Origin of the sequence: Saccharopolyspora shandongensis (assembly GCF_900106995.1) — a bacterium.
GTDB lineage: Bacteria > Actinomycetota > Actinomycetes > Mycobacteriales > Pseudonocardiaceae > Saccharopolyspora > Saccharopolyspora shandongensis.
This window is the reverse complement of sequence record NZ_FNOK01000049.1, coordinates 42,812-60,032: the sequence shown is the minus strand read 5'-3', so window position 1 is coordinate 60,032 and position 17,221 is coordinate 42,812. Positions and strand designations below refer to the sequence as shown.

Annotated in this window: 19 protein-coding genes and 1 tRNA gene; 13 read left to right on the top strand and 7 right to left on the bottom strand. The window is 66.6% G+C overall.

Annotated features, from left to right (window positions below; genetic code table 11):
- The gene (locus tag BLW84_RS35435; protein ID WP_093274729.1) at nt 1-843 is read left to right on the top strand and encodes a helix-turn-helix domain-containing protein; all 843 of its coding nucleotides are present in this window, start codon (nt 1-3) and stop codon (nt 841-843) included.
- Nucleotides 840-1,040, top strand: coding sequence for a DUF397 domain-containing protein (locus tag BLW84_RS35430; RefSeq protein WP_093274727.1), 201 nt, complete (start codon nt 840-842; stop codon nt 1,038-1,040). The genes BLW84_RS35435 and BLW84_RS35430 overlap by 4 nt, the downstream gene beginning before the upstream one ends.
- Nucleotides 1,041-1,148: 108 nt before the next feature.
- On the opposite strand, the gene BLW84_RS35425 is transcribed toward BLW84_RS35430, so the two are convergent.
- Both BLW84_RS35425 and BLW84_RS35420 read right to left on the bottom strand, forming a co-directional pair.
- Nucleotides 1,149-2,279, bottom strand: coding sequence for a WXG100 family type VII secretion target (locus BLW84_RS35425; RefSeq protein ID WP_093274723.1), 1,131 nt, complete (start codon nt 2,277-2,279; stop codon nt 1,149-1,151).
- On the bottom strand, nt 2,266-2,586 hold the full coding sequence (locus BLW84_RS35420; protein WP_093274717.1) for a hypothetical protein: 321 nt from the start codon (nt 2,584-2,586) through the stop codon (nt 2,266-2,268). The genes BLW84_RS35425 and BLW84_RS35420 overlap by 14 nt, the downstream gene beginning before the upstream one ends.
- Before the next feature lie 374 nt (nt 2,587-2,960).
- Between BLW84_RS35420 and BLW84_RS35410 the strand changes: the two genes are divergently transcribed.
- The 3 genes from BLW84_RS35410 (at nt 2,961) to BLW84_RS48610 (ending at nt 5,579) form a co-directional block, all read left to right on the top strand.
- Nucleotides 2,961-4,136 (top strand): hypothetical protein, encoded by a 1,176-nt coding sequence (locus BLW84_RS35410; protein ID WP_177226862.1) that lies wholly within the window; start codon nt 2,961-2,963, stop codon nt 4,134-4,136.
- A gap of 28 nt (nt 4,137-4,164) precedes the next feature.
- Nucleotides 4,165-4,629: a hypothetical protein gene (locus BLW84_RS35405; protein WP_093274703.1), complete on the top strand. Its 465-nt coding sequence runs from the start codon at nt 4,165-4,167 to the stop codon at nt 4,627-4,629.
- Between the two features lie 335 nt (nt 4,630-4,964).
- Complete coding sequence (locus BLW84_RS48610) at nt 4,965-5,579, top strand: response regulator transcription factor (protein WP_218157596.1); 615 nt, start codon at nt 4,965-4,967, stop codon at nt 5,577-5,579.
- A gap of 117 nt (nt 5,580-5,696) precedes the next feature.
- Here BLW84_RS48610 and BLW84_RS35395 read toward each other — a convergent pair whose 3' ends face one another.
- The gene (locus BLW84_RS35395; RefSeq protein WP_093274700.1) at nt 5,697-6,812 is read right to left on the bottom strand and encodes a sensor histidine kinase; all 1,116 of its coding nucleotides are present in this window, start codon (nt 6,810-6,812) and stop codon (nt 5,697-5,699) included.
- 153 nt (nt 6,813-6,965) lie between these two features.
- Here BLW84_RS35395 and BLW84_RS35390 point away from each other — a divergent pair, with 153 nt between their 5' ends.
- Together BLW84_RS35390 and BLW84_RS47945 are read left to right on the top strand one after the other, a co-directional pair.
- Nucleotides 6,966-8,048, top strand: coding sequence for a golvesin C-terminal-like domain-containing protein (locus BLW84_RS35390; protein WP_093274694.1), 1,083 nt, complete (start codon nt 6,966-6,968; stop codon nt 8,046-8,048).
- 91 nt (nt 8,049-8,139) lie between these two features.
- Complete coding sequence (locus tag BLW84_RS47945; protein ID WP_177226861.1) at nt 8,140-8,298, top strand: hypothetical protein; 159 nt, start codon at nt 8,140-8,142, stop codon at nt 8,296-8,298.
- A 115-nt stretch (nt 8,299-8,413) separates the two neighbouring features.
- Here the strand turns inward: BLW84_RS47945 and BLW84_RS35380 are convergent, their stop codons facing one another.
- Nucleotides 8,414-8,851: a nitroreductase family deazaflavin-dependent oxidoreductase gene (locus tag BLW84_RS35380; RefSeq protein ID WP_093274686.1), complete on the bottom strand. Its 438-nt coding sequence runs from the start codon at nt 8,849-8,851 to the stop codon at nt 8,414-8,416.
- A 93-nt stretch (nt 8,852-8,944) separates the two neighbouring features.
- Nucleotides 8,945-9,649, bottom strand: a complete 705-nt coding sequence (locus BLW84_RS35375; RefSeq protein WP_093274684.1) for a DUF4232 domain-containing protein — start codon at nt 9,647-9,649, stop codon at nt 8,945-8,947.
- A gap of 333 nt (nt 9,650-9,982) precedes the next feature.
- On the opposite strand from BLW84_RS35375, the gene BLW84_RS35370 reads away from it, so the two are divergent.
- Nucleotides 9,983-10,058, top strand: a tRNA-Lys gene (locus BLW84_RS35370).
- Nucleotides 10,059-10,127: 69 nt separating this feature from the next.
- Here the strand turns inward: BLW84_RS35370 and BLW84_RS35365 are convergent.
- Together BLW84_RS35365 and BLW84_RS35360 are read right to left on the bottom strand one after the other, a co-directional pair.
- On the bottom strand, nt 10,128-10,385 hold the full coding sequence (locus BLW84_RS35365) for a tyrosine-type recombinase/integrase (protein WP_093274681.1): 258 nt from the start codon (nt 10,383-10,385) through the stop codon (nt 10,128-10,130).
- A gap of 1,347 nt (nt 10,386-11,732) precedes the next feature.
- Nucleotides 11,733-12,050, bottom strand: a complete 318-nt coding sequence (locus tag BLW84_RS35360; RefSeq protein WP_093274677.1) for an ANTAR domain-containing protein — start codon at nt 12,048-12,050, stop codon at nt 11,733-11,735.
- Between the two features lie 1,401 nt (nt 12,051-13,451).
- On the opposite strand from BLW84_RS35360, the gene BLW84_RS46705 reads away from it, so the two are divergent.
- From BLW84_RS46705 to BLW84_RS35335, 5 genes are all read left to right on the top strand, one after another.
- Complete coding sequence (locus BLW84_RS46705; RefSeq protein WP_143061212.1) at nt 13,452-14,168, top strand: hypothetical protein; 717 nt, start codon at nt 13,452-13,454, stop codon at nt 14,166-14,168.
- 468 nt (nt 14,169-14,636) lie between these two features.
- Nucleotides 14,637-15,002, top strand: a complete 366-nt coding sequence (locus BLW84_RS35350) for a DUF1622 domain-containing protein (protein WP_245761609.1) — start codon at nt 14,637-14,639, stop codon at nt 15,000-15,002.
- 94 nt (nt 15,003-15,096) lie between these two features.
- The gene (locus BLW84_RS35345) at nt 15,097-15,480 is read left to right on the top strand and encodes a nuclear transport factor 2 family protein (RefSeq protein ID WP_177226860.1); all 384 of its coding nucleotides are present in this window, start codon (nt 15,097-15,099) and stop codon (nt 15,478-15,480) included.
- A 331-nt stretch (nt 15,481-15,811) separates the two neighbouring features.
- Complete coding sequence (locus BLW84_RS35340) at nt 15,812-16,339, top strand: hypothetical protein (RefSeq protein WP_093274670.1); 528 nt, start codon at nt 15,812-15,814, stop codon at nt 16,337-16,339.
- Between the two features lie 301 nt (nt 16,340-16,640).
- Nucleotides 16,641-17,219 (top strand): TIGR03086 family metal-binding protein, encoded by a 579-nt coding sequence (locus BLW84_RS35335; protein WP_093274669.1) that lies wholly within the window; start codon nt 16,641-16,643, stop codon nt 17,217-17,219.
- Nucleotides 17,220-17,221: the final 2 nt, after the last annotated feature.

Sequence of the window (17,221 nt, the reverse complement as noted above, 5' to 3'; positions counted from 1 at the left end):
ATGGCAAGCAGCGCTGACACTCCGCGCGCACGCGCTTTGGGAGTGGAGCTACGGCAGGCACGCGAGCGGCGCGGCTACTCGACGCGCAAGCTTGCCGAGATGATCGAACGCAGCAGTTCGCATATCTCCCGGTGGGAAAATGGCAAGCTCATCCCCAGCGAAGCCGACACCGCCACCGTCCTGGCAGTGCTGGGCGTCAACGGTGCCGACCGCGATCGACTCCTTGAACTAGCTCGCGACGCGCTCGATCCGAATTGGGTGGCTCCGGGCATCGACAAGCAACTCGCCGCATTGACGGAATACGAGCGCACCGCCCAAACGATCATCAACATCGAGCCGCTGATGATCCCAGGCCTGCTGCAGACCTACGACTACGCGCGTCACATCATGGTCGCGTACGGCCAGACACGCGGGGAAGCGGAGCAGCGCGCAACACTCCGGATCGGCCGACAGCACGTACTTACCGATACACCGCCGAAGCAGCTGGTCGCCATCGTTGGCGAATACGCGCTTCGCTATTCCGTATGCCCTGACGACGTGATGCTGGAGCAGCTGCGCCACCTTTTGAAGATCTCCGAGCTGGACAACGTGGCGCTCCAAGTCCTCCCGATGGGCCGTCCGGCTGCTGCGGTGCTGAGCGGCCCGTGGGCACTTCTTGAGTTCTCGCGGACGAAACCAGTGCTGCATCTCGAGCATTTCGGTTCGTCGGCGACGATCACTGACGCGAAGACGTTGAAGATTTACAGAGGTGCAGTAGATACGCTGCGCGGGCTGGCGATGAGCCCAGAAGAGACCGCAGCGCTCATCGCCGATGTCATCAGATCCAAGGAGACGGCATCATGACGACACCGCACGCCCCCGAAGGCTGGCGAAAGTCGAGGTTCAGCGGCGGGCAGACGAACTGCGTCGAAGTTGGCCGAATCAGCGATGGTGCTGCCGTACGGGACAGCAAGAACCGTGCAGCAGGGCACTTAACCACCGACCGCGCGCAGTGGTCGGCGTTCATCGGCGCCGTCAAGGACGGCCGGTTCGAGCGCTGAGGCGGCTGGTCGTTCCCGGTCGATGAACGTTCTGCCTGGTTGGGACCCGTGTGCATTTTGTGCTGCTATAGCGACACAAAATGCACACGGGTCTTCTGGCGCCGGCGGCTAGCGGTTCAGCGCTTCGATGGTTTCGTCGGACCAGGCGGTCCAGTTTTCCTTCGGGGTTTCCGGGAGCTTCGGTGGCTCCGACGAAGTCGGGATCGGATTCGGGTGGGACGGGTCGGGCTGGGACGTGTTCTTGTCCCGCCACGGGAGGTTCAGGGCTTTGTCCAGGTAGACGCCCGTCGATGTCGAGAACTTCCCTTGCGGGTTGTACGCTCCCCTCCCCGCGTCCACCGCTCCGATGAGCGCTCCGTTCTCCGCCCCGTACACCTCGTCCCCGCTCGCGCCCGATGCGGCGTCCTGCGCCGCTGCTTCCGCCGCGCCGACGGCCGAGCCCCAGGCCGCGAGCACCGGCAGGTTCGCTCCGAACCTGGCCGTTGCGCCTTTCCAGGTGTTCGCGGCCGATCCGTCGAACAGGTGCGTACTGGGCACCTTGCCGTTGAGCGCCTTCGCGCCGCCGACCTTGATCGTGTTGCCCAGCGCTCCCGCGCCGATGCCGACCGCTCCACCGACCGCTCCGTTCTGCGCCGCGATCGCCAACATCCCGTCGTCGAAGCTTTTCCGTTTCCCCTGGCAGATCTGGATGAACTGCGCGAAGAAGGTGACCCCGACCTGGTCGAACACCGAGCTCGCCACGTGGGCGGCCACCTCGGTGATCGCCTTCCGCTGAAACGCCGTGAGCGTCGTTCGGGTGGCGGCCGTCCTCGCCGGGATGAGGGCCGTCGAGGAGCCGAAGGTGACCGCCGCAGCGGCGATCAGCGCCGCGATATCGAATGCCAGGATGACCAGCAGCTGAATGATGATGATCCGCAGCGTCTCGATCTCCAGCGCCATCCCGTCCAGCGCGTTGGCGAAGCCGGAGGCGGCCAGAACCATTTGCCGCGCATAGCCCTCATCGTCGAGGAACGGCGCGATGAACGCGCGGAACGACTCCGCCGTCTCTCCGGTCAGTGCGAGAGCAACCTGCCCCGCACCCTTGTTGACCAAATCGACGGTGCTGTTCAGGTGCTCGGCGACGTCGCGCCAGCTGGTGGCCATCGCCCGCAGATCGTCCGGGTTGCCTTCCGGCCAGTCGTTGCCGACCAGCACCTCCAGCAGACGTTGGACATCGGGCGATACGTCAGTCGCGGCCATCGACCTGCCACCGCCGGGCGTGCTCGACGTTCTGCGCTTCGGTTTCGGCGAAGGTCCGCCCGACCGCGACGAGCCGGTCGGCGACGTCGCCGAGCAGTCCGGACAGCTCGTCCAGCGCCGCGCACGCCTGCTCGGCCGGATCCCGGTAGCCGCCGCCGCACGCCGCCCCGAGCGGATCACCGCCCCACGGCGGCAGGCCCTGTTCCGCGACTCGCGGCGCCTTTCCAGCTGCGCTTCCGGCAGATGCCGCGGCGGCTTGGAACAACGCGACGGCACGCCGCAACTCGGTTTGGTCGACCGAGAGCACGCCGCCGACCGGTGTCCACGCTGGTGGCGCGGCCGAGTTCTACCCCGCTTGCGGGGCCGAGGTGGGGGCGTTGCGGTAGCCGCCGGTCGGACCGTCCAATGGGGAAAGGGCCATGCGCCAAGATCAACCGATCCGGCCCGTTCCGCGCCACAGTTCGCCCGGAACCCTTGCGCGATCTGAACGCGCAAGAACGACTTCGCCGAAGTACCCGTCCCTTATTCGGTTACTTGTCGGGCCGCTCGATCTTGACCAGGCTCAATGTCCGGGGCCCGGGCGTGATCGGCGTGTCGGGTGAGACGGCTCCGCAGCGCGAACCGCACAACCCCGAGCCGGCGGGAGCGGCTGGAAGAGACTCGACCGATGGGAAGCGAGAGATGAGCCCGAGCGGCAGCAAAGATCAGTCCACCGAGGGCGACCACCCCTGGGAGCAGGACAAGTACTACGGCGCGAGCGAGAACGGCGTCGCCTACCTTGCCGATCGCGAGCTGCGGACGTCCAACGCGGACACCGAGATGATGCCCGCCATCAAGACGTCCGCCCTGGCCGAGCCGGTCGCCGATGCCGGCACCGGGCAGGCCACGGCGGTCGAGGCCGAGGCTGCGACCGCGACGGCCACCAAGGCCACGCCCGTCGCCGCCGCCAAGACCGCGAAGACGGCGAAGACCGCCGACGTCCCGTCGAGTCCCGGAAACCGCGTGTCCAAGCCGGTGGTGGCCGCCGCGGCCGTGGCCGGTCTGGTGCTGCTGTCCGTCCCGGTGCTGATCGCGGGCCTCCTCCCGAACGACGACACCCCCACGCGCGCCCTCCCGAATCCGGCGGCCTACGAGGACGACGCCCAGGCGCAGTCCGGTTTCATCCCGGGCATGGCGCAGGAGCAGCCGGTCCCGCCGCCGGGCCTCCCGGCCGGCAACCTCGTCCCCGGACCGCCGCCGGGCAGCCCGAACAACGGCGTGCCGGTGCATCCTCCGGCCGGCGGGGAGATCCCGCGCGGCGAGGTGCAGCCCGCCGTCCCGGCCGACCCCGCGCGCACCGCCGCCCACCCGGTCGTCTTCTCCGGCTTCGCCGGGCCCGGCTGCGGGAGCGGCAGCTTCAGCCGTCCCGGCTACTACGCCAACGGCAACCAGGGCTGGCTCAACAGCAGCGGAGCGCACGCGGCGGACGGTTGCGACGGTTCGTACTCCTCGCTGCCGATGTCGGGTGACCCGAACCGGGACGGTGACAACTCCGCGGTCTGGCGGTTCACTACCGGTGACGTCAAGCAGGGCAGCTGCCAGGTGTCGGTGTTCGTCCCCCGCGGCGACCTGATGCACGTCGGCGGTGACCCGAGCTACTACACCGTCTACCAGGGCGATGAGACCAAGGGCCCGTCCGGTGACTTCCGGGTCTTCCAGGCCAACCGGCAGGGCAGCTGGGTCGACGGCGGACGGTTCGCGGTCACCAGCGGACGGCTGACCATCAAGCTGCACTCCCGCGGCAAGGACTGGACCGACAAGGGGCCCACCTACGCGCACCACGCGGCGGCGCAGATGAAGATCGACTGCAGCGCCTGACGAAAGTCGGCGCATTCAGGAGGAAACCGTGTTCGTTTGGGACCAAGGCGTGATCATGCCCTCCGAGATGAACGGATTCGACGAGCTCGACGAGATGTTCCTGCACCTCGCACCGGAAATGTCGGACAACCTCAGCGTTGCGGTTGCCAACCACCTGGACAACGGAGACGAACTCGCGGCCGCCCAGGCGCTCGCGGCGTTCGCCGAGCGCCGACAGCTCTCGGTCTCCCGGGCCGACCGGCGCACCCTGCGGGACGTGATCGAGTCGCACAACGGCGACCTGACCTGCATCGACCTGCTGGACGGCCGCGCAGGCGCGCGGCTGAACGGCGACACCAAGCTGCTGCCGGCCCTGCCCCTGCAGGCCCGGGACACCGTGCCCATGCGCACGGCGCCCCGCCCGCCCGTCGCGGACGTCGCCGCGGCGCAGACCGCCGTGCTGCCGCTGCCGGTCATCCGGCCGCTCGGCACCGGAGCGCACCACCGCTGGTGACCCGATCTCCCGGCCCCTCCCGCGGGCCGGGAACCGCGCTGCACCGCACACTCACTCCCGCGCCCAGAGTGTGCGGTGCAGTCGCGCATTACCGAAAGTGCGCGATCGATTACCGCGGGCGCGCGACCCTTACAGATTCTTACAAGGTCCGACTGACGTTTACAGACCGTTGGAATCTCTTCGATCTCGGCCATTCCGCAGGTAGCGTTCCTGGTGTCAGAGAGGCCGCGGGCTAGTCGGAAATTCCCTAGCCCCAACAATTCCGCCGAATCGCGACGAACAGTCGAAGACGTCTGTGCCGCGGCGCGAACCGGCGACACCGGGAGTGAAGAACGTTGCTGGTTCGTGTGCTGTCCGACGTGACCGTGTTCGCCGACCGCCCCGAGTTGCAGGAGAAGATCTCCAGGCTGCTCGACCAAGCCCCCGAGCGCCTGTCCGGCGCCTCCGACGTCGCGGTGCTCGCCCACGGCGGAACGCTCCCGGCGGACGCCCTGGTGCACTGCGTTTCGCGGCTGAGCCGCTCCTACCGGGTGCTCGTGGTGCTGCCGGAGCAGGCCGCCGCGCAGGTCCCGGAGCTGCTGCGGGCCGGCGCGCTGGGCTTCGTCGGCGACGGCTGCGACGACCAGGAGTTCTACGACGCGATCGGCGTGGTGGCGCGCGGCGCGGTGTACGTCGCGTCGGGTTCCCGGGCGGCCCTGATCGGCGGTGGCGCCCCGGCCGAGCCCGCGCAGCAGGTGCTCACCCGGCGCGAGCAGGAGGTGCTGCGCTGGATCGCCGACGGCTACACCCACTCCCAGGCGGCCCGGCGAATGGGCCTGTCCGGAGCGACGGTCGACACCTACGTCAAGCGGATCCGGGCGAAGCTGGAGGTCCGCAACAAGGCGGAACTGACCCGAAAGGCCATCGAACTGGGTGTCGTCCGAAGGGAACCCCTTCTAGCGGCCGCCTGATCCCCAGCCGATGCCTCGCCCGACGACGCCCCGGACACACCCCGCACGGCACCACCCAAGGTTCGGCCCGCAGTTTCAATTGAAACTGCGCCGGAGACCCGGCGCCAGGACCGGGACCTAACCGGCCAGCGGCAGGCTCGCGGTGAACTGGCAGCCGCCCTCGACGTTGCGGACGGCGACGCCGCCGTGGTGCGCCTCGATGATGCCGCGCACTATCGCCAGCCCCAGCCCGCCGCCGACGTCCTTGCCCGACGGGCGGGACGGGGTTCCCCGCCAGCCCGGTTCGAAGACCTTGTGCAGGTCAGCCTCCGGAATTCCGCCACAGGCGTCCGAAATGGACAGCACCGCCCGGCCCTCCGCCGCGTGCGCGCACACCGTGACCGCGCCGCCGGGGTGGGTGTGCCGGACGGCGTTGCTCAGCAGGTTCCCCAGCACCCGGTTGATCTGGCGGATGTCCACCCGGACCGCGACCGGCTCGATGCCGCCCGGCACCAGCCGCACGCCGCGGCTGCGGGCCTGCGGCTCGATCGCGGTCACCGCGTCGCTGATCAGGTCCGCGAGCGACACCGGCGTCAGCGACAGGGTCAGCGAGTTGGACTGGATGCGGGACAGGTCGAACAGGTCGCCGACGAGGTGGTCCAGCCGCTGCGTCTCCTGCAGGATCAGACCCAGGTAGCGGTCCTGGTCTCGGGCCATACCGTCCTGCAGCGCCTCGGTCATCGCCCGCAGGCCCGCCAGCGGCGTGCGCAGGTCGTGCGACACCCACGCGATAAGCTGCCGCCGCGACGCCTCCAGCAGCTGCTCCTGCTCCCGCGAGGCGGTGAGCGCCGCGCTGGTCGCGGCGAGCTCCTGGGTCAGCACGGCCAGCTCCGCCGAGCCGGACTGGGCGGGCGCCGCGAACCGGCCGTCCTCGCCCATGGTGCGGGTGGCGCGTGCGAGGTTCCGGCTGCCGTGCAGGATCCGCCTGCCGAGCAGCAGGCACAGCATCACCGACACCGCGGCCGTCGGGATGCACGCCAGCAGCACGGCGGTCATGCCGCGCACGGTGAACAGGTCGAGGAACGTGAGCACCACGAAGGTGAAGCCGATCGAGATGACGGTGATGACCGCGAGCATCATCATCATCACGACGAGCGAACCCCGCCGCAGGAACCACAGGATCCAGGCGCCGAGCAGGCCCACGGCCACCGAGCACCACAGCGATACGAGCGCGACGAAGATGAGGTCGTGCATGACCTTCGTTTCTGTTGCTGTCGACCAGGTGTTTACATCTGGTAAAGGTGCATCAGCGGCAGGTTCCCCCCAGATCGCGGCAAAGTATAGGCTATGAGCTGAAACGCGGTGTCCCTTTTGGGAACGTCGCCTTCCCCGATTTCTGGAGTAAGTGTGGCGTCGGATACTGATCGGAACGGGGGCGCCGGGTCGCCCGAGGACCGCTCTCTGGATTCGCTGCCGCCGGAACTGCGGCTCTACGTGCCGGCGGAGGGCACTCCCGTCGAATCGGCGAAGCCCGACGAGCCGTCCTACGAAAAGGTCCCGCTGGCCTCGCTTTCCGGCGCGGCGCGGCCGGAACCGGCGCCCGCCGCGGAGGTTCCGCCCCAGCGGGCCAAGGACGTCGGCCTGCCGTCGAAGGTTTCGCTGATCTCCCTCGCCGCCGCGGCGGTGATCCTCGTCTCCGTGCCGTTCGTGCTCGCGGTGCTGTTCTCGGGCGACGACGAAACCCCCGGGATGATCAAGGACGGCGTTCCGATCGACGCCGTGGAGGCGATTCCGGCGCATGAAGGCGCGGGAGACCCGGTGCCGGCACCGCCTGCGCAGCCCGAGCTGACCACGGGGAACGACGTCCCCCCGGCGCAGGGGGAGGAGCCCGCAGAGTCGGGGAAGGACCCGCTGCCGCAGCAGGATCAGCCGAAGGCGAGCGGGCCGAGCGGCGGGGGCGACACGCTCATCGCCGGGGCGGGCTGCTCGAACACCGCGACGGAGCAGTACCAGGCGGTCGGCTACCACACGAACGGCAGCAAGGGCTGGTACATCCGCAACGGCGGTGCCGCCGACGGCCGCTGCCGTGGCACCTTCGACGCGATGCCGATGTCCGGCGACCTGGACACATCCGGCCCCGACAACTCAGCGAAGTGGACCTTCGACGTGTCGGGCAAGGTGACGACCGGCACCTGCGCGCTGTCCGTCTACATCCCGAACGACAGCAACCGCCGCAACGTCGGTGCGACCAAGGCGCACTACTCGATCTTCAACTCGTTCGAGCAGGGCGCGGCGAACGTGATCGGCGTGCGGGACATCAACCAGGTCACCAACCTCGGCAGGTGGGTGGACCTCGGGTCGTACAAGATCACCCAGGGCAAGATCTCGGTGAAGCTGCACGACCGGGGCGAGGACTACGCGGGCGGCGCGGACGGCGAAGGCGCCCACATCGCGTCCACCCAGGTCCGAGCCACCTGCACCCCGGCCTGACGCGGCTACACCGCCACCAGGCAGCCGTCCCGCGCTCCTTGTTGGCCCCGCGCGAGGAGTCGCCCTAATTTTGCGGGAGTTGGAACCGGAAATGGTTGCCACCGTGGAGAATCCAGGCAACCTTCTGTCCGCTGTGGACGAATGCGCTCCCGATGTCGCAGCGGTGGACGTCCGGATGCCGCCGACGTGGCGGCGCCGCGGGCGCGGAGGGTTCGGCCGCGTCGCGGAGTTCATGGAGGCGCTGCACTGAGTGGGCGGCGATCGACCGCGCCGACCGGCGCGGGACCGCGGTGGTGCGCTTCCTGGAGGACGCGAGGCGCGTGCAGTCGGGGCGCGACGGCAAGAGCCGTCGCGCCCCGATCTTGCTAAGCAGCCGGTTCCAGCACGAACACCGGAATCTCGCGGGTGGTCTTCACCTGGTAGTCCGCGTAGTCCGGATAAGCGGCGACTGCGCGCGACCACCACAGCGCCTTCTCGTCCCCGGTGACCTCCCGCGCCACGTAGTCCCGGCGCGTCGGCCCGTCCTGCAGTTCGACGGTGGGGTTCGAGAGCACGTTGTAGTACCAAACCGGGTGCTTCGGCGCCCCGCCGAGGGAGGCGACGGCGGCATAGGTGCCGTCGTGCTCCACGCGCATCAGCGGGGTCTTGCGGAGCTTGCCGGACTTGTTGCCCTTGGTGGTCAGGACGATCACGGGCAGCCCGCGCAGCGTCGTGCCCTTGGTACCGCCCGAGCCTTCGTACTCCTCGACCTGCTTGCGCACCCACTCCGTCGGGCTGGGTTCATATTCGCCGGTCAGCGGCATTGAAGCGCTCCTAAAGTCGGCGTCAACGGCGCCGGTGGAACGCCCCCGTGGAGGTCCCTATTCCCCTGCCGCCGACCGGCGAACCCGCCAGGATCAGTCGAAGACGGTGACGCCCTGGGCGACGGGCTGCAGCGAGCCGACCTTCATCGACTTGATCGGGAACTCCGCGTAGAGCCCGCCGTTCCCGGTGTTGGTGCCGTCGGTGCCGAAGATGGTGGCGTTCACCGCGTCGCTGGCGCCCGGCACGCCGACCTGGAAGCCGGTGGCGACGAAGGTGTTCGAGTCACCCGTGTCGCCGAATTCGATGAGCACGCCGGCGAAGCCGGTCTCGCCCGGGGCGAGGCTGAAGTCGGTCGGGCTGCCCGGGATCTCGACCTGCTGGGTCGGCGCGTCGATGGTGCTGTTGGACATGTCGAGCGGCGTGACCGTCGCCCAGCCGTTCAGGTCGCAGGTCTTCTGCGACTTGTTGGTGAGGGCCATCAGCAGGACGCCGGGGCGGTCGGGCTGGACGTTCAGGTCGACCTTGAAGTCGCTGGAGGTGCACTTGGCGCCGGTGGTGCGCTGACCGCTGCCGGTCGCCTGGCCACCGGCCGTCGTGCCGGCGGAGGGCTTGCCTTCACCGGCGGGCTTGCCGGGCTGGAACTCCCCGGGGGCGATCCCGGCGGCCGGCGCGGAGGCGTCCGCGTTGCCCTGCGTGTTCTGCGGCGCGGCAGCCGGCTGGCCGCATCCGGCGAGCAGCAGGGCGCCTCCGACGAGCCCAGAGATCGCGCCGAGCGTCCGAGTCCGGTTGAGCAGCATGATGTCCCCTTCGCAAAGCTTGTTCGTTCCCCTTTGCCTCGAAAGACGTGTGCCGCCCGCCGAGGTTGTCAATGAGCTGAAAGAAGTTTTCAAACCTCGTTGACCTGCAGTGATGTAATCACACGGTCACGCTGCGCCCGGAGCCGGGCGGCAACGGGTGAAGCGCCCGGGCGCTGAACGCAGGCGTCTCGGACGGCTGCGGTGGCCACGGGCCGGAGCGGTGGGGAAACCCCTCACCGCAGCGCAGGAGGGGTGCGGATGTGACCTTCATCGGCGAAGAAGCTGAGACCGGTACCGCACAAGATCGCCCGGACCTTGTAACCTTGTGCGCGCGGGTCGTTAGCTCAACTGGCAGAGCAGCGGACTTTTAATCCGCGGGTTCAGGGTTCGATCCCCTGGCGACCCACCAAAACCCCAGGTCACAGACCTGGGGTTTCGTGTTTGGTGGGGCCGGTTGCCAATAAATTGCCAATTTTCCTCAGCTGCCGCGTGGCGCCCACGACTCCAGAGCGTCGGCGCTCGCCCGGGACTCCTGCCCCCGGCCGAAGTAGTGATCTTGCGTCATGGACACCCGCGAGTGACCCAGCAGGTCCGCCACCTCACGAGCGATCAGCCCAGCGTCGGCCAGCAGGGTCGCGACTGTCTTCCGCAGCGTATGGAAGGTCACCCACTCGTACCCCGCGCGAACGCGAAACGGCTTCCACGTCCGGTTGGTGGGGTTCGCCGCACGGTGCACACGTCCTGGCGTCAAGGCTCGATGGTCAGGGCAAGGGCAGGTAAACCACGAGATACAGCACCCAGATGAGAAGGAAGACGACGGTGCCAGCCGCTGCTGCGGCAGGACGTCTTCGTTTCCGTTGCCCGGCTCGCCGGGTAGCGAGTTCGTGTGCACCGAAGGCTAGGAAGAGGACAATCCCCGCCACCAGAACGACCGTTGCGGCAGGACTGTGCTGCCAGCCCCACGCACTCGCTGCCACCACGCCAGCGAATAAGGCCAGCGCCGCCAACGCCAGGAGCGCCTCGCCGAGAACCTCACCAAGAAGCTCACCGACCCCTCGCACGACGCGCAGCGCCCCCATCACCACCGCACTGCCAATACGTGCTGGCCACCTATGCCAGCGGTCGGAGGAGTCGCGCCGGAGTTGTCGCAACGCACGCTGAGCCTGCCGAGCGCTACGTGCCTGGTTCGGCAGACCCTCGTTCGTACATCCTTTGGGATCAGGCACGGAACGCAGCATGCCCATGTCACGCCATCACTGACAATAAGGTTGCTTTCACTCTCAGCATGCCCCGCACTCAGTTTGCCGCGACACGCCCAGCTGCGCGGCCACCTACACGACCGGTTCACCACCGATCACCGTCCGATACCGCTGCTCGACAACCGACACCTCCCCAGCCTCCCGCCACGCGCCGCCCGCAAACGACACGCGACAGCAAAGCCGCTTACGGCCACTGTCAAGCATCAACTGGGATCAACCTGTCAAGCATCTACCGGGACTGCACACCACCTGCGCTGCGTGCGTGTTTAGACTTTCTCTACTTCATCAAGGGCGGCCCCTGCGGGGCCGCCTGCCTGCTGTATGCGAGCCATGACGAGGCCGCCGACCTTCCTGTATGCAAGCCCGGTCAAGCCGTCGATGGCCGGCCGGGCGTGCGGCTCGCTGCGCTCACCGGTCCCGGCCGGCCATCGACGGCGACCGGGCGCGAGCGGAAAGGTCGGCGGCCTCGTCATGGCGCGAGCGGAAGGCAGGCGGCCCCGCAGAAGCCGCCGAGATGGAGATCTGAACCTCGGATGTCCTGACTCCACTGGTCGCCTGGGCGAGCCATTGAGAAACGGTGCTGGGCCCGCTGCAAGGGTGGTCGCCTGCTTGTGGTTACGTGCGAAGAGCGAGGCAGTCAGTCCATCGGCAAGTCGAGCAGCGCAACGTGCCCCGGGCGCGCATGGAGCACATCCGGGGCACACGAGGACCAACGCCAACGAAGAACAACGGCAACTGACCGAAACCAGGCGGACGTCGACCAGCGAAGTTCGATCAGCGGCCGAGGTAGACGAGGCCACTTGATCGCCTTTGCAAGGCGGGGGTTAGGTTTCTTTGAGTCGGTTCCACTCCTCAAGGACACGGGCGCTTACGCTCTTCGCAGTCGACGCGCTCGCTGCGCCCGCGACCCGCTCTACAAGCATCTGAGCCACGTCGCGCATGTCCGTACCGGTGTCGTGTGACATCCCGGCAAGCAGCTCGAGTGCGTCGTGGTCATCGAGTCCGAAGGCCAGCTTCAGCATGCCCTTGGCCTGCTCGATCGCCGGATGGCCTTGAAGTGCCGCGTCGAGGCTGCCGAGGCTGTCGCGCGCCCTAGAGCTTCCCCACGGCTGCTGCTGGTCGGAGGTGTCGTGACCTGGCATAGGACCACATCCGATCTTCCTGATGTCCAGTATGTCACTGTCTGAGCAAACTGGGACCGACGAAACGCACCGGGCGCTGGGATTGGGGTTGGCGGATGCCGCGACCGCGCACCGGACATCGGCCGGACAATGTGGTCATCACTGCGCGCTCCGCGAAAGCCCCGGGTTTCGGGGTCTTGCAGGTGGCGTCCGAACACGTGTTCCCAGTATGAGTGGTTCCTCAGTACTACCAGTAGGCTGCCGTCGCCTGCTGGACGGGGTTGCTCGCTCGTGGTACTGATCGGCGGCCGGGCGAACAGAATCCAGTCATGATCGTTGGTGCACTTTTGGTGCACTTAATGATGTCAAACGACCTCAAGTGACCATCCAAACTGGACGTATCAAGTGGTTGATTTTCCTTGCTATGACAGGGATTGTCGTCCGTCGGCAAGTAATGACAAGCCTGATCTTTTAATCCGCGGGTTCAGGGTTCGATCCCCTGGCGACCCACCAAAACCCCAGGTCAACGGCCTGGGGTTTCGTGTTTGGCGTACGCCGAGCCACGCTTTTCCCGCACATAACTACTCGGCTCCGGTACCGAGGGCCGCCTCTAGCGTCTCAGCTGTGTCCCGGCTGACTGCCTCTCGGCCCATGTGCACATCCTGCGTCATTGGCGGCCGCGAGTGCCCGAGCCGGTTCGCGATCAGCCGGGCCGTCAGCCCCGCCTCGTCGAGGATCGTTGCGGCGGTCTTGCGGAACACGCGCGAGGTGACCCAGGCGAAGCCCTCGCTGCCGCGCGTCTCGCGAAGGACTCGCCGCGTGTTCGACGGGTCACGGAGCCTGCCGAGGCCCGACCAGCGCCGCCAGGCGCGCGAGTAACCAAGTGGTCGGTTTCGTGGCGGGGTTGTCGACGTAGCGGCTGAAACCCCAGTTGAAGGCGGTTCTTCGGGGGTCTCGCTGGGGAATCCGGCAACAGTCCTGTTCGGTTGATCGTGGAACGAGATCTGCTGCAAGCAGCCAGCACGAACAACAGAATTCCGCCACCGATCTTTCCGCTGCCGCGCGATCAATCAATCGCCCTGAAGAAATTACGAAATTAACCACTAAGGGCTGCCCGCTCAAGCATGACTCGACCTTCACTACTTTTGGTGACGGTGGTGAGTCATGCTAATGCGCAAGCCTCTCATGCAGTTGGTCTATCGCCGTTGTAGGCAATCCGGCGATACTGTGCACTCCGATTGATCTCGGCATCAGTTGCGCAAATGGAAGGTATCTGACGTACCCGCACTCTGCGTTGCGGAATGGGCGCTCGGTGGTGGCGATGGCCGGGGTCGTGGTCGACGCCCGGTGTAGCTCGATCGAAAATCAGGAGGACTTAGCATGCCCGTTAAAAGAGCCCTGAAGTCGTGGAGATCCGCCGTCGTGGCAGTGCTGAGCTTGAGCGCGCTCACGCTCACGGCAACGCCTGCCATGGCATCAGGAGATCGTTATGTGAACCTACATCAGTGCGTGTACAGCAACAGTAGCTTCCTCTACACCAACGTACTATCCAACACGCCCAATACGCCTTTCAACACCGGAACGAACATCTCGGAGACGCGTGACACCGCGGTACAGTGCGGTCCCGCGGCCGCCGGTTGGAGACTTGATCCGCCGAACGTGGCCGTGCAATCCCTGGATAGGGTCCGCGGCCGGTACCTGAATCTGCATCAGTGTGTGTACAGCAACGGCAGCTTCCTTTACACCAACGTGCTGTCCAACACGCCCAACACGCCCTTCAACACCGGAACAAATATCTCCTACACGCCTGACTCCGCGGTGAACTGTGGCCCTGCGGCCGTTGGTTGGAGACTTGATTCAGCGAACGTGGCCGTGCAATCCCTGGATCTAGCCGCCCACCGGTACCTGAATCTGCATCAGTGCGTGTACAGCAACGGCAGCTTCCTTTACACCAACGTGCTGTCCAACACGCCCAACGCGCCTTTCAACACCGGGACGAACGTCTCGGACACGCGTGACACTGTGGCGCGGTGCGGTCCCGCGGCCGCCGGTTGGAGACTTGATCCGGCGAACGTGGCCGTCCTGTCCCTGGACCTAGCCCCAGGTATGCTTCGGAATTTTGCTGGCGGGGTTCGGTAAGGCTGTTCTCGAATTAATTTCGAAGTGTTAACGAAGGAACTCCTGATGGGGATTTAAGCGTCGGCCCATCAGGAGTTCCGTTTCTACCGGCTCTGGCCAGCACTGGGTTTCGGCCTCTACCTGGCCAGCAGTGACCGCTATGAAAGCCAGATCCTGCCTATCAGGTTCCCAGCAGGACACCCGAAGAAGCGCCTTCGGTCTCTACCTCGAACCCGCACCCGGCTTCTGGTCCGTAAGTGTCGGCACTCAGTTCGGATGAATCTTCAGGACGTTGTCTTCAACCACGGGCGAATGTCCGCTCATGCCGATGAGGGCGCGTTGGTTAGAACGCCTGATCAAGAGTGGCTTCGGGCGTTTGCGCTGGCAGGCTCCTGCGGGGACCGTACGTTCCGGGGTCGGATCCGATTGGCGGCTTATGCGACAGCCGTCCTCGGTGCGAGACAACGCGGGCTGGGCGGCAGAGGGGGAATGGTGGAGTTCCAACACGTCGCGGATCTGGTGGGTAAGGGCGTCGACGCCGTCGGTGTGGCCACGATTGTTGTGGGAGCGCTCGCCGCGATCACCGTCGAGGGCGTCCGGCTCGCGCGTCGGCAGAAAGGCGTGTACCGCTCCTTCCGCCGCCGACTCGGCCAGTCGATCCTGCTCGGGCTTGAGTTTCTCGTCGCCGGCGACATCATCCGGACCGTCGCGGTCTCACCGACGTTCGAGAGCCTCGGCGTACTTGCCGTCATCGTGGCAATCCGAACGTTCCTCAGCTTCTCCCTCGAGTTGGAGATCACCGGGCGGTGGCCCTGGCAGAAGACGGCCGAGGCGGCGACCGGAACTCGCGAGTGACTTGGACATGTCGCCGAGCGTGCGAGGTGGGAGCAGGGGAAAGGAGCGGAAAAACGGACCGTGCGTGGGACGCAGTAATGCCATAGTCCTCCTCGTGATCGAGACCCAGATGCATCTCGAGGCGGAAGAGCAGATCGCGGAAGCGATGGCGGCGGAGCAGGAGTCGCTCAGCAGCGAGTGCCGAGCCGACGCCAGTCGTATCGGGCGACTGCTCGCACCGGACTTCCATGAGTTCGGCACCTCCGGTAGCGAGTTCGGATACGAAGCGGCTGTTCGTGTTGCGTCGGCGACGGACCCGGAGGGCGAGCCGATCAAGATGGAGAACCTGCGTGGATGGCTCATTGCCGACGGCATCGTCATGCTGAAGTACACCTCCGAGTTCGCTGGCCGGCGATCGAATCGCACCTCGCTGTGGCGTCGCGTGGCGTCACGTCAGTGGCAGATCTTCCACCACCAAGGAACGCTGGCGGCAGCCTGAACCTTCGGAGACGAGGGTGAAGACAGGTTCGACCCACCACCAGAGAAAGAAAGATTTCCTCGCCGGACAGGCAGGCCAACAGGGTGAGGGGCTCATGCTCGGAGGCTGCGGTTCGGTCGTGACTGCTCTGCCCTCACCCCATCGACAGGTCGATGGGGTGAGGGCAGAGGCCCTCCCTTGCAGGTGGGGCAAAACCCCGTCTTACAAAAGCAAGTACCGCCTCAGAATCCGCGGGTTCAGGGGCTCGATCGCCCAGCAAGCGCCGGCGGGCGGTGGGTCTGGAACAAACGGACGTCAGGCGGCGCGCGGCCTTTCCGGCGATCCTACGAGGGTGACCGGACGCACCAACGACGAAGATTCCGCAGCCCAGCGACCGCCTGACACGGACCGGACCGATTACACCGGCGCGATCTACGGCTCGCTGCTGGCCGCGTCGGTGGTGGTCGGGGCCAGCACGCACAGCGAGTACCCGCGTCTCCAGTTGGTGCTGCTCCTGCTCTGCACCGGGGTGGTGTTCTGGGCCGCGCATGCCTACGCCAACTTCGTCGGCGACCGGTTGCGGCACGAGCCCGTGACGCGGCACGAGATCTGGGACGTCTGCGCCCGGGAGTGGCCGATCGTGCAGGCAGCTGTTCTGCCGGCCGCCGCTGTCGCGATCAGCCCGTTGCTGAACCTGGGCCCGAGGGGTGCGGGGTGGCTGGCGCTCGGTGTGGCTGTGACCCAGCAAGTCGTGTGGGCCAGCGCGGCAGGCTTGCGGGCGGGCGCCTCTCGGTGGGAGTTGGTGTCCGTCGGCGCCGTCAACCTCGTGCTCGGCCTGATCATCGTGGCCGTCAAGGCAGCACTTCAACACGGATCATGAGCTGCTTGGGTGCGGCGACGAGACAGCGGCCGCCTACCCATGACCCCGATACGAACCCCCGCTTTACCCCCAGGAATCAACCGGAAACGTCCGCAACCAACGCTGAGCAACCAGCGTTCGCAATTGGAATCCGTTGAGCTCACGAGGAAATCCGCGACGGTCCAGAAAGGACCGCAAGCAAGATCTCCTGAAGCGGGTTTCGCGGGCTCTTCGCGTCGGGGGAGAGGGACGCGCACGCGAAGGTAGGATCAACTGCCTCTATGGCGCTCGTCTTGCCGCGACCACGACGTGGAGAACATTGATGACGCTGCTGACTCCATCCGTCGAACAGCTTGGCCGAGTGTTGAATGCCGTCGGTCGCCTGGTTTCCAGTATCCGAGAAGGGCAGTGGTCGGACCCGACCCCCTGCACCGACTGGACGGTGAAGGACTTGGTGAACCACTTGGTGGACGTGAATCTGGCTGTCGCCGCTTCCCTGAAGCATCAGGCGCCGCCCGAACCCGGCGGCACGGAGAACCTCAACAGCGCCCCTGTTGACGCCTACGTCAGGTCCAGTGAAACGGTGCGGGCTGCGTTCGATCAACCGCGGGTTCTTGAGCTCACCTACCAGGGGCCTTTCGGTGAGACCACCGGCGCGGCACTCCTGCATGTGCGCCTGGCCGATCTTCTAACTCACGGCTGGGACCTTGCTCGGGCAACCGGGCAACCCGTTGACCTCCCCGAGGAGCTGGCTGAACAGGCTTTGGCATTCGTCCGCCGCCAATTCACCACGCCGGTACGAACCGGTCGGTTCGATCCTGCTCAGGCCATCTCGGAGGACGCCCCAGCAATCGACAGACTTGCGGCATTCCTCGGCCGTCCTGTCGCGGGAGCAGGCTGATC

Coding starts and splice junctions, on each gene's coding strand:
- BLW84_RS35435 (WP_093274729.1), top strand. CDS start 1: ATGGCAAGCAGCGCTGACACTCCGCGCGCACGCGCTTTGGGAGTGGAG.
- BLW84_RS35430 (WP_093274727.1), top strand. CDS start 840: ATGACGACACCGCACGCCCCCGAAGGCTGGCGAAAGTCGAGGTTCAGC.
- BLW84_RS35425 (WP_093274723.1), bottom strand. CDS start 2,279: ATGGCCGCGACTGACGTATCGCCCGATGTCCAACGTCTGCTGGAGGTG.
- BLW84_RS35410 (WP_177226862.1), top strand. CDS start 2,961: ATGAGCCCGAGCGGCAGCAAAGATCAGTCCACCGAGGGCGACCACCCC.
- BLW84_RS35395 (WP_093274700.1), bottom strand. CDS start 6,812: ATGCACGACCTCATCTTCGTCGCGCTCGTATCGCTGTGGTGCTCGGTG.
- BLW84_RS47945 (WP_177226861.1), top strand. CDS start 8,140: ATGGTTGCCACCGTGGAGAATCCAGGCAACCTTCTGTCCGCTGTGGAC.
- BLW84_RS35380 (WP_093274686.1), bottom strand. CDS start 8,851: ATGCCGCTGACCGGCGAATATGAACCCAGCCCGACGGAGTGGGTGCGC.
- BLW84_RS35375 (WP_093274684.1), bottom strand. CDS start 9,649: ATGCTGCTCAACCGGACTCGGACGCTCGGCGCGATCTCTGGGCTCGTC.
- BLW84_RS35360 (WP_093274677.1), bottom strand. CDS start 12,050: ATGCCAGGTCACGACACCTCCGACCAGCAGCAGCCGTGGGGAAGCTCT.
- BLW84_RS35350 (WP_245761609.1), top strand. CDS start 14,637: ATGGTGGAGTTCCAACACGTCGCGGATCTGGTGGGTAAGGGCGTCGAC.
- BLW84_RS35335 (WP_093274669.1), top strand. CDS start 16,641: ATGACGCTGCTGACTCCATCCGTCGAACAGCTTGGCCGAGTGTTGAAT.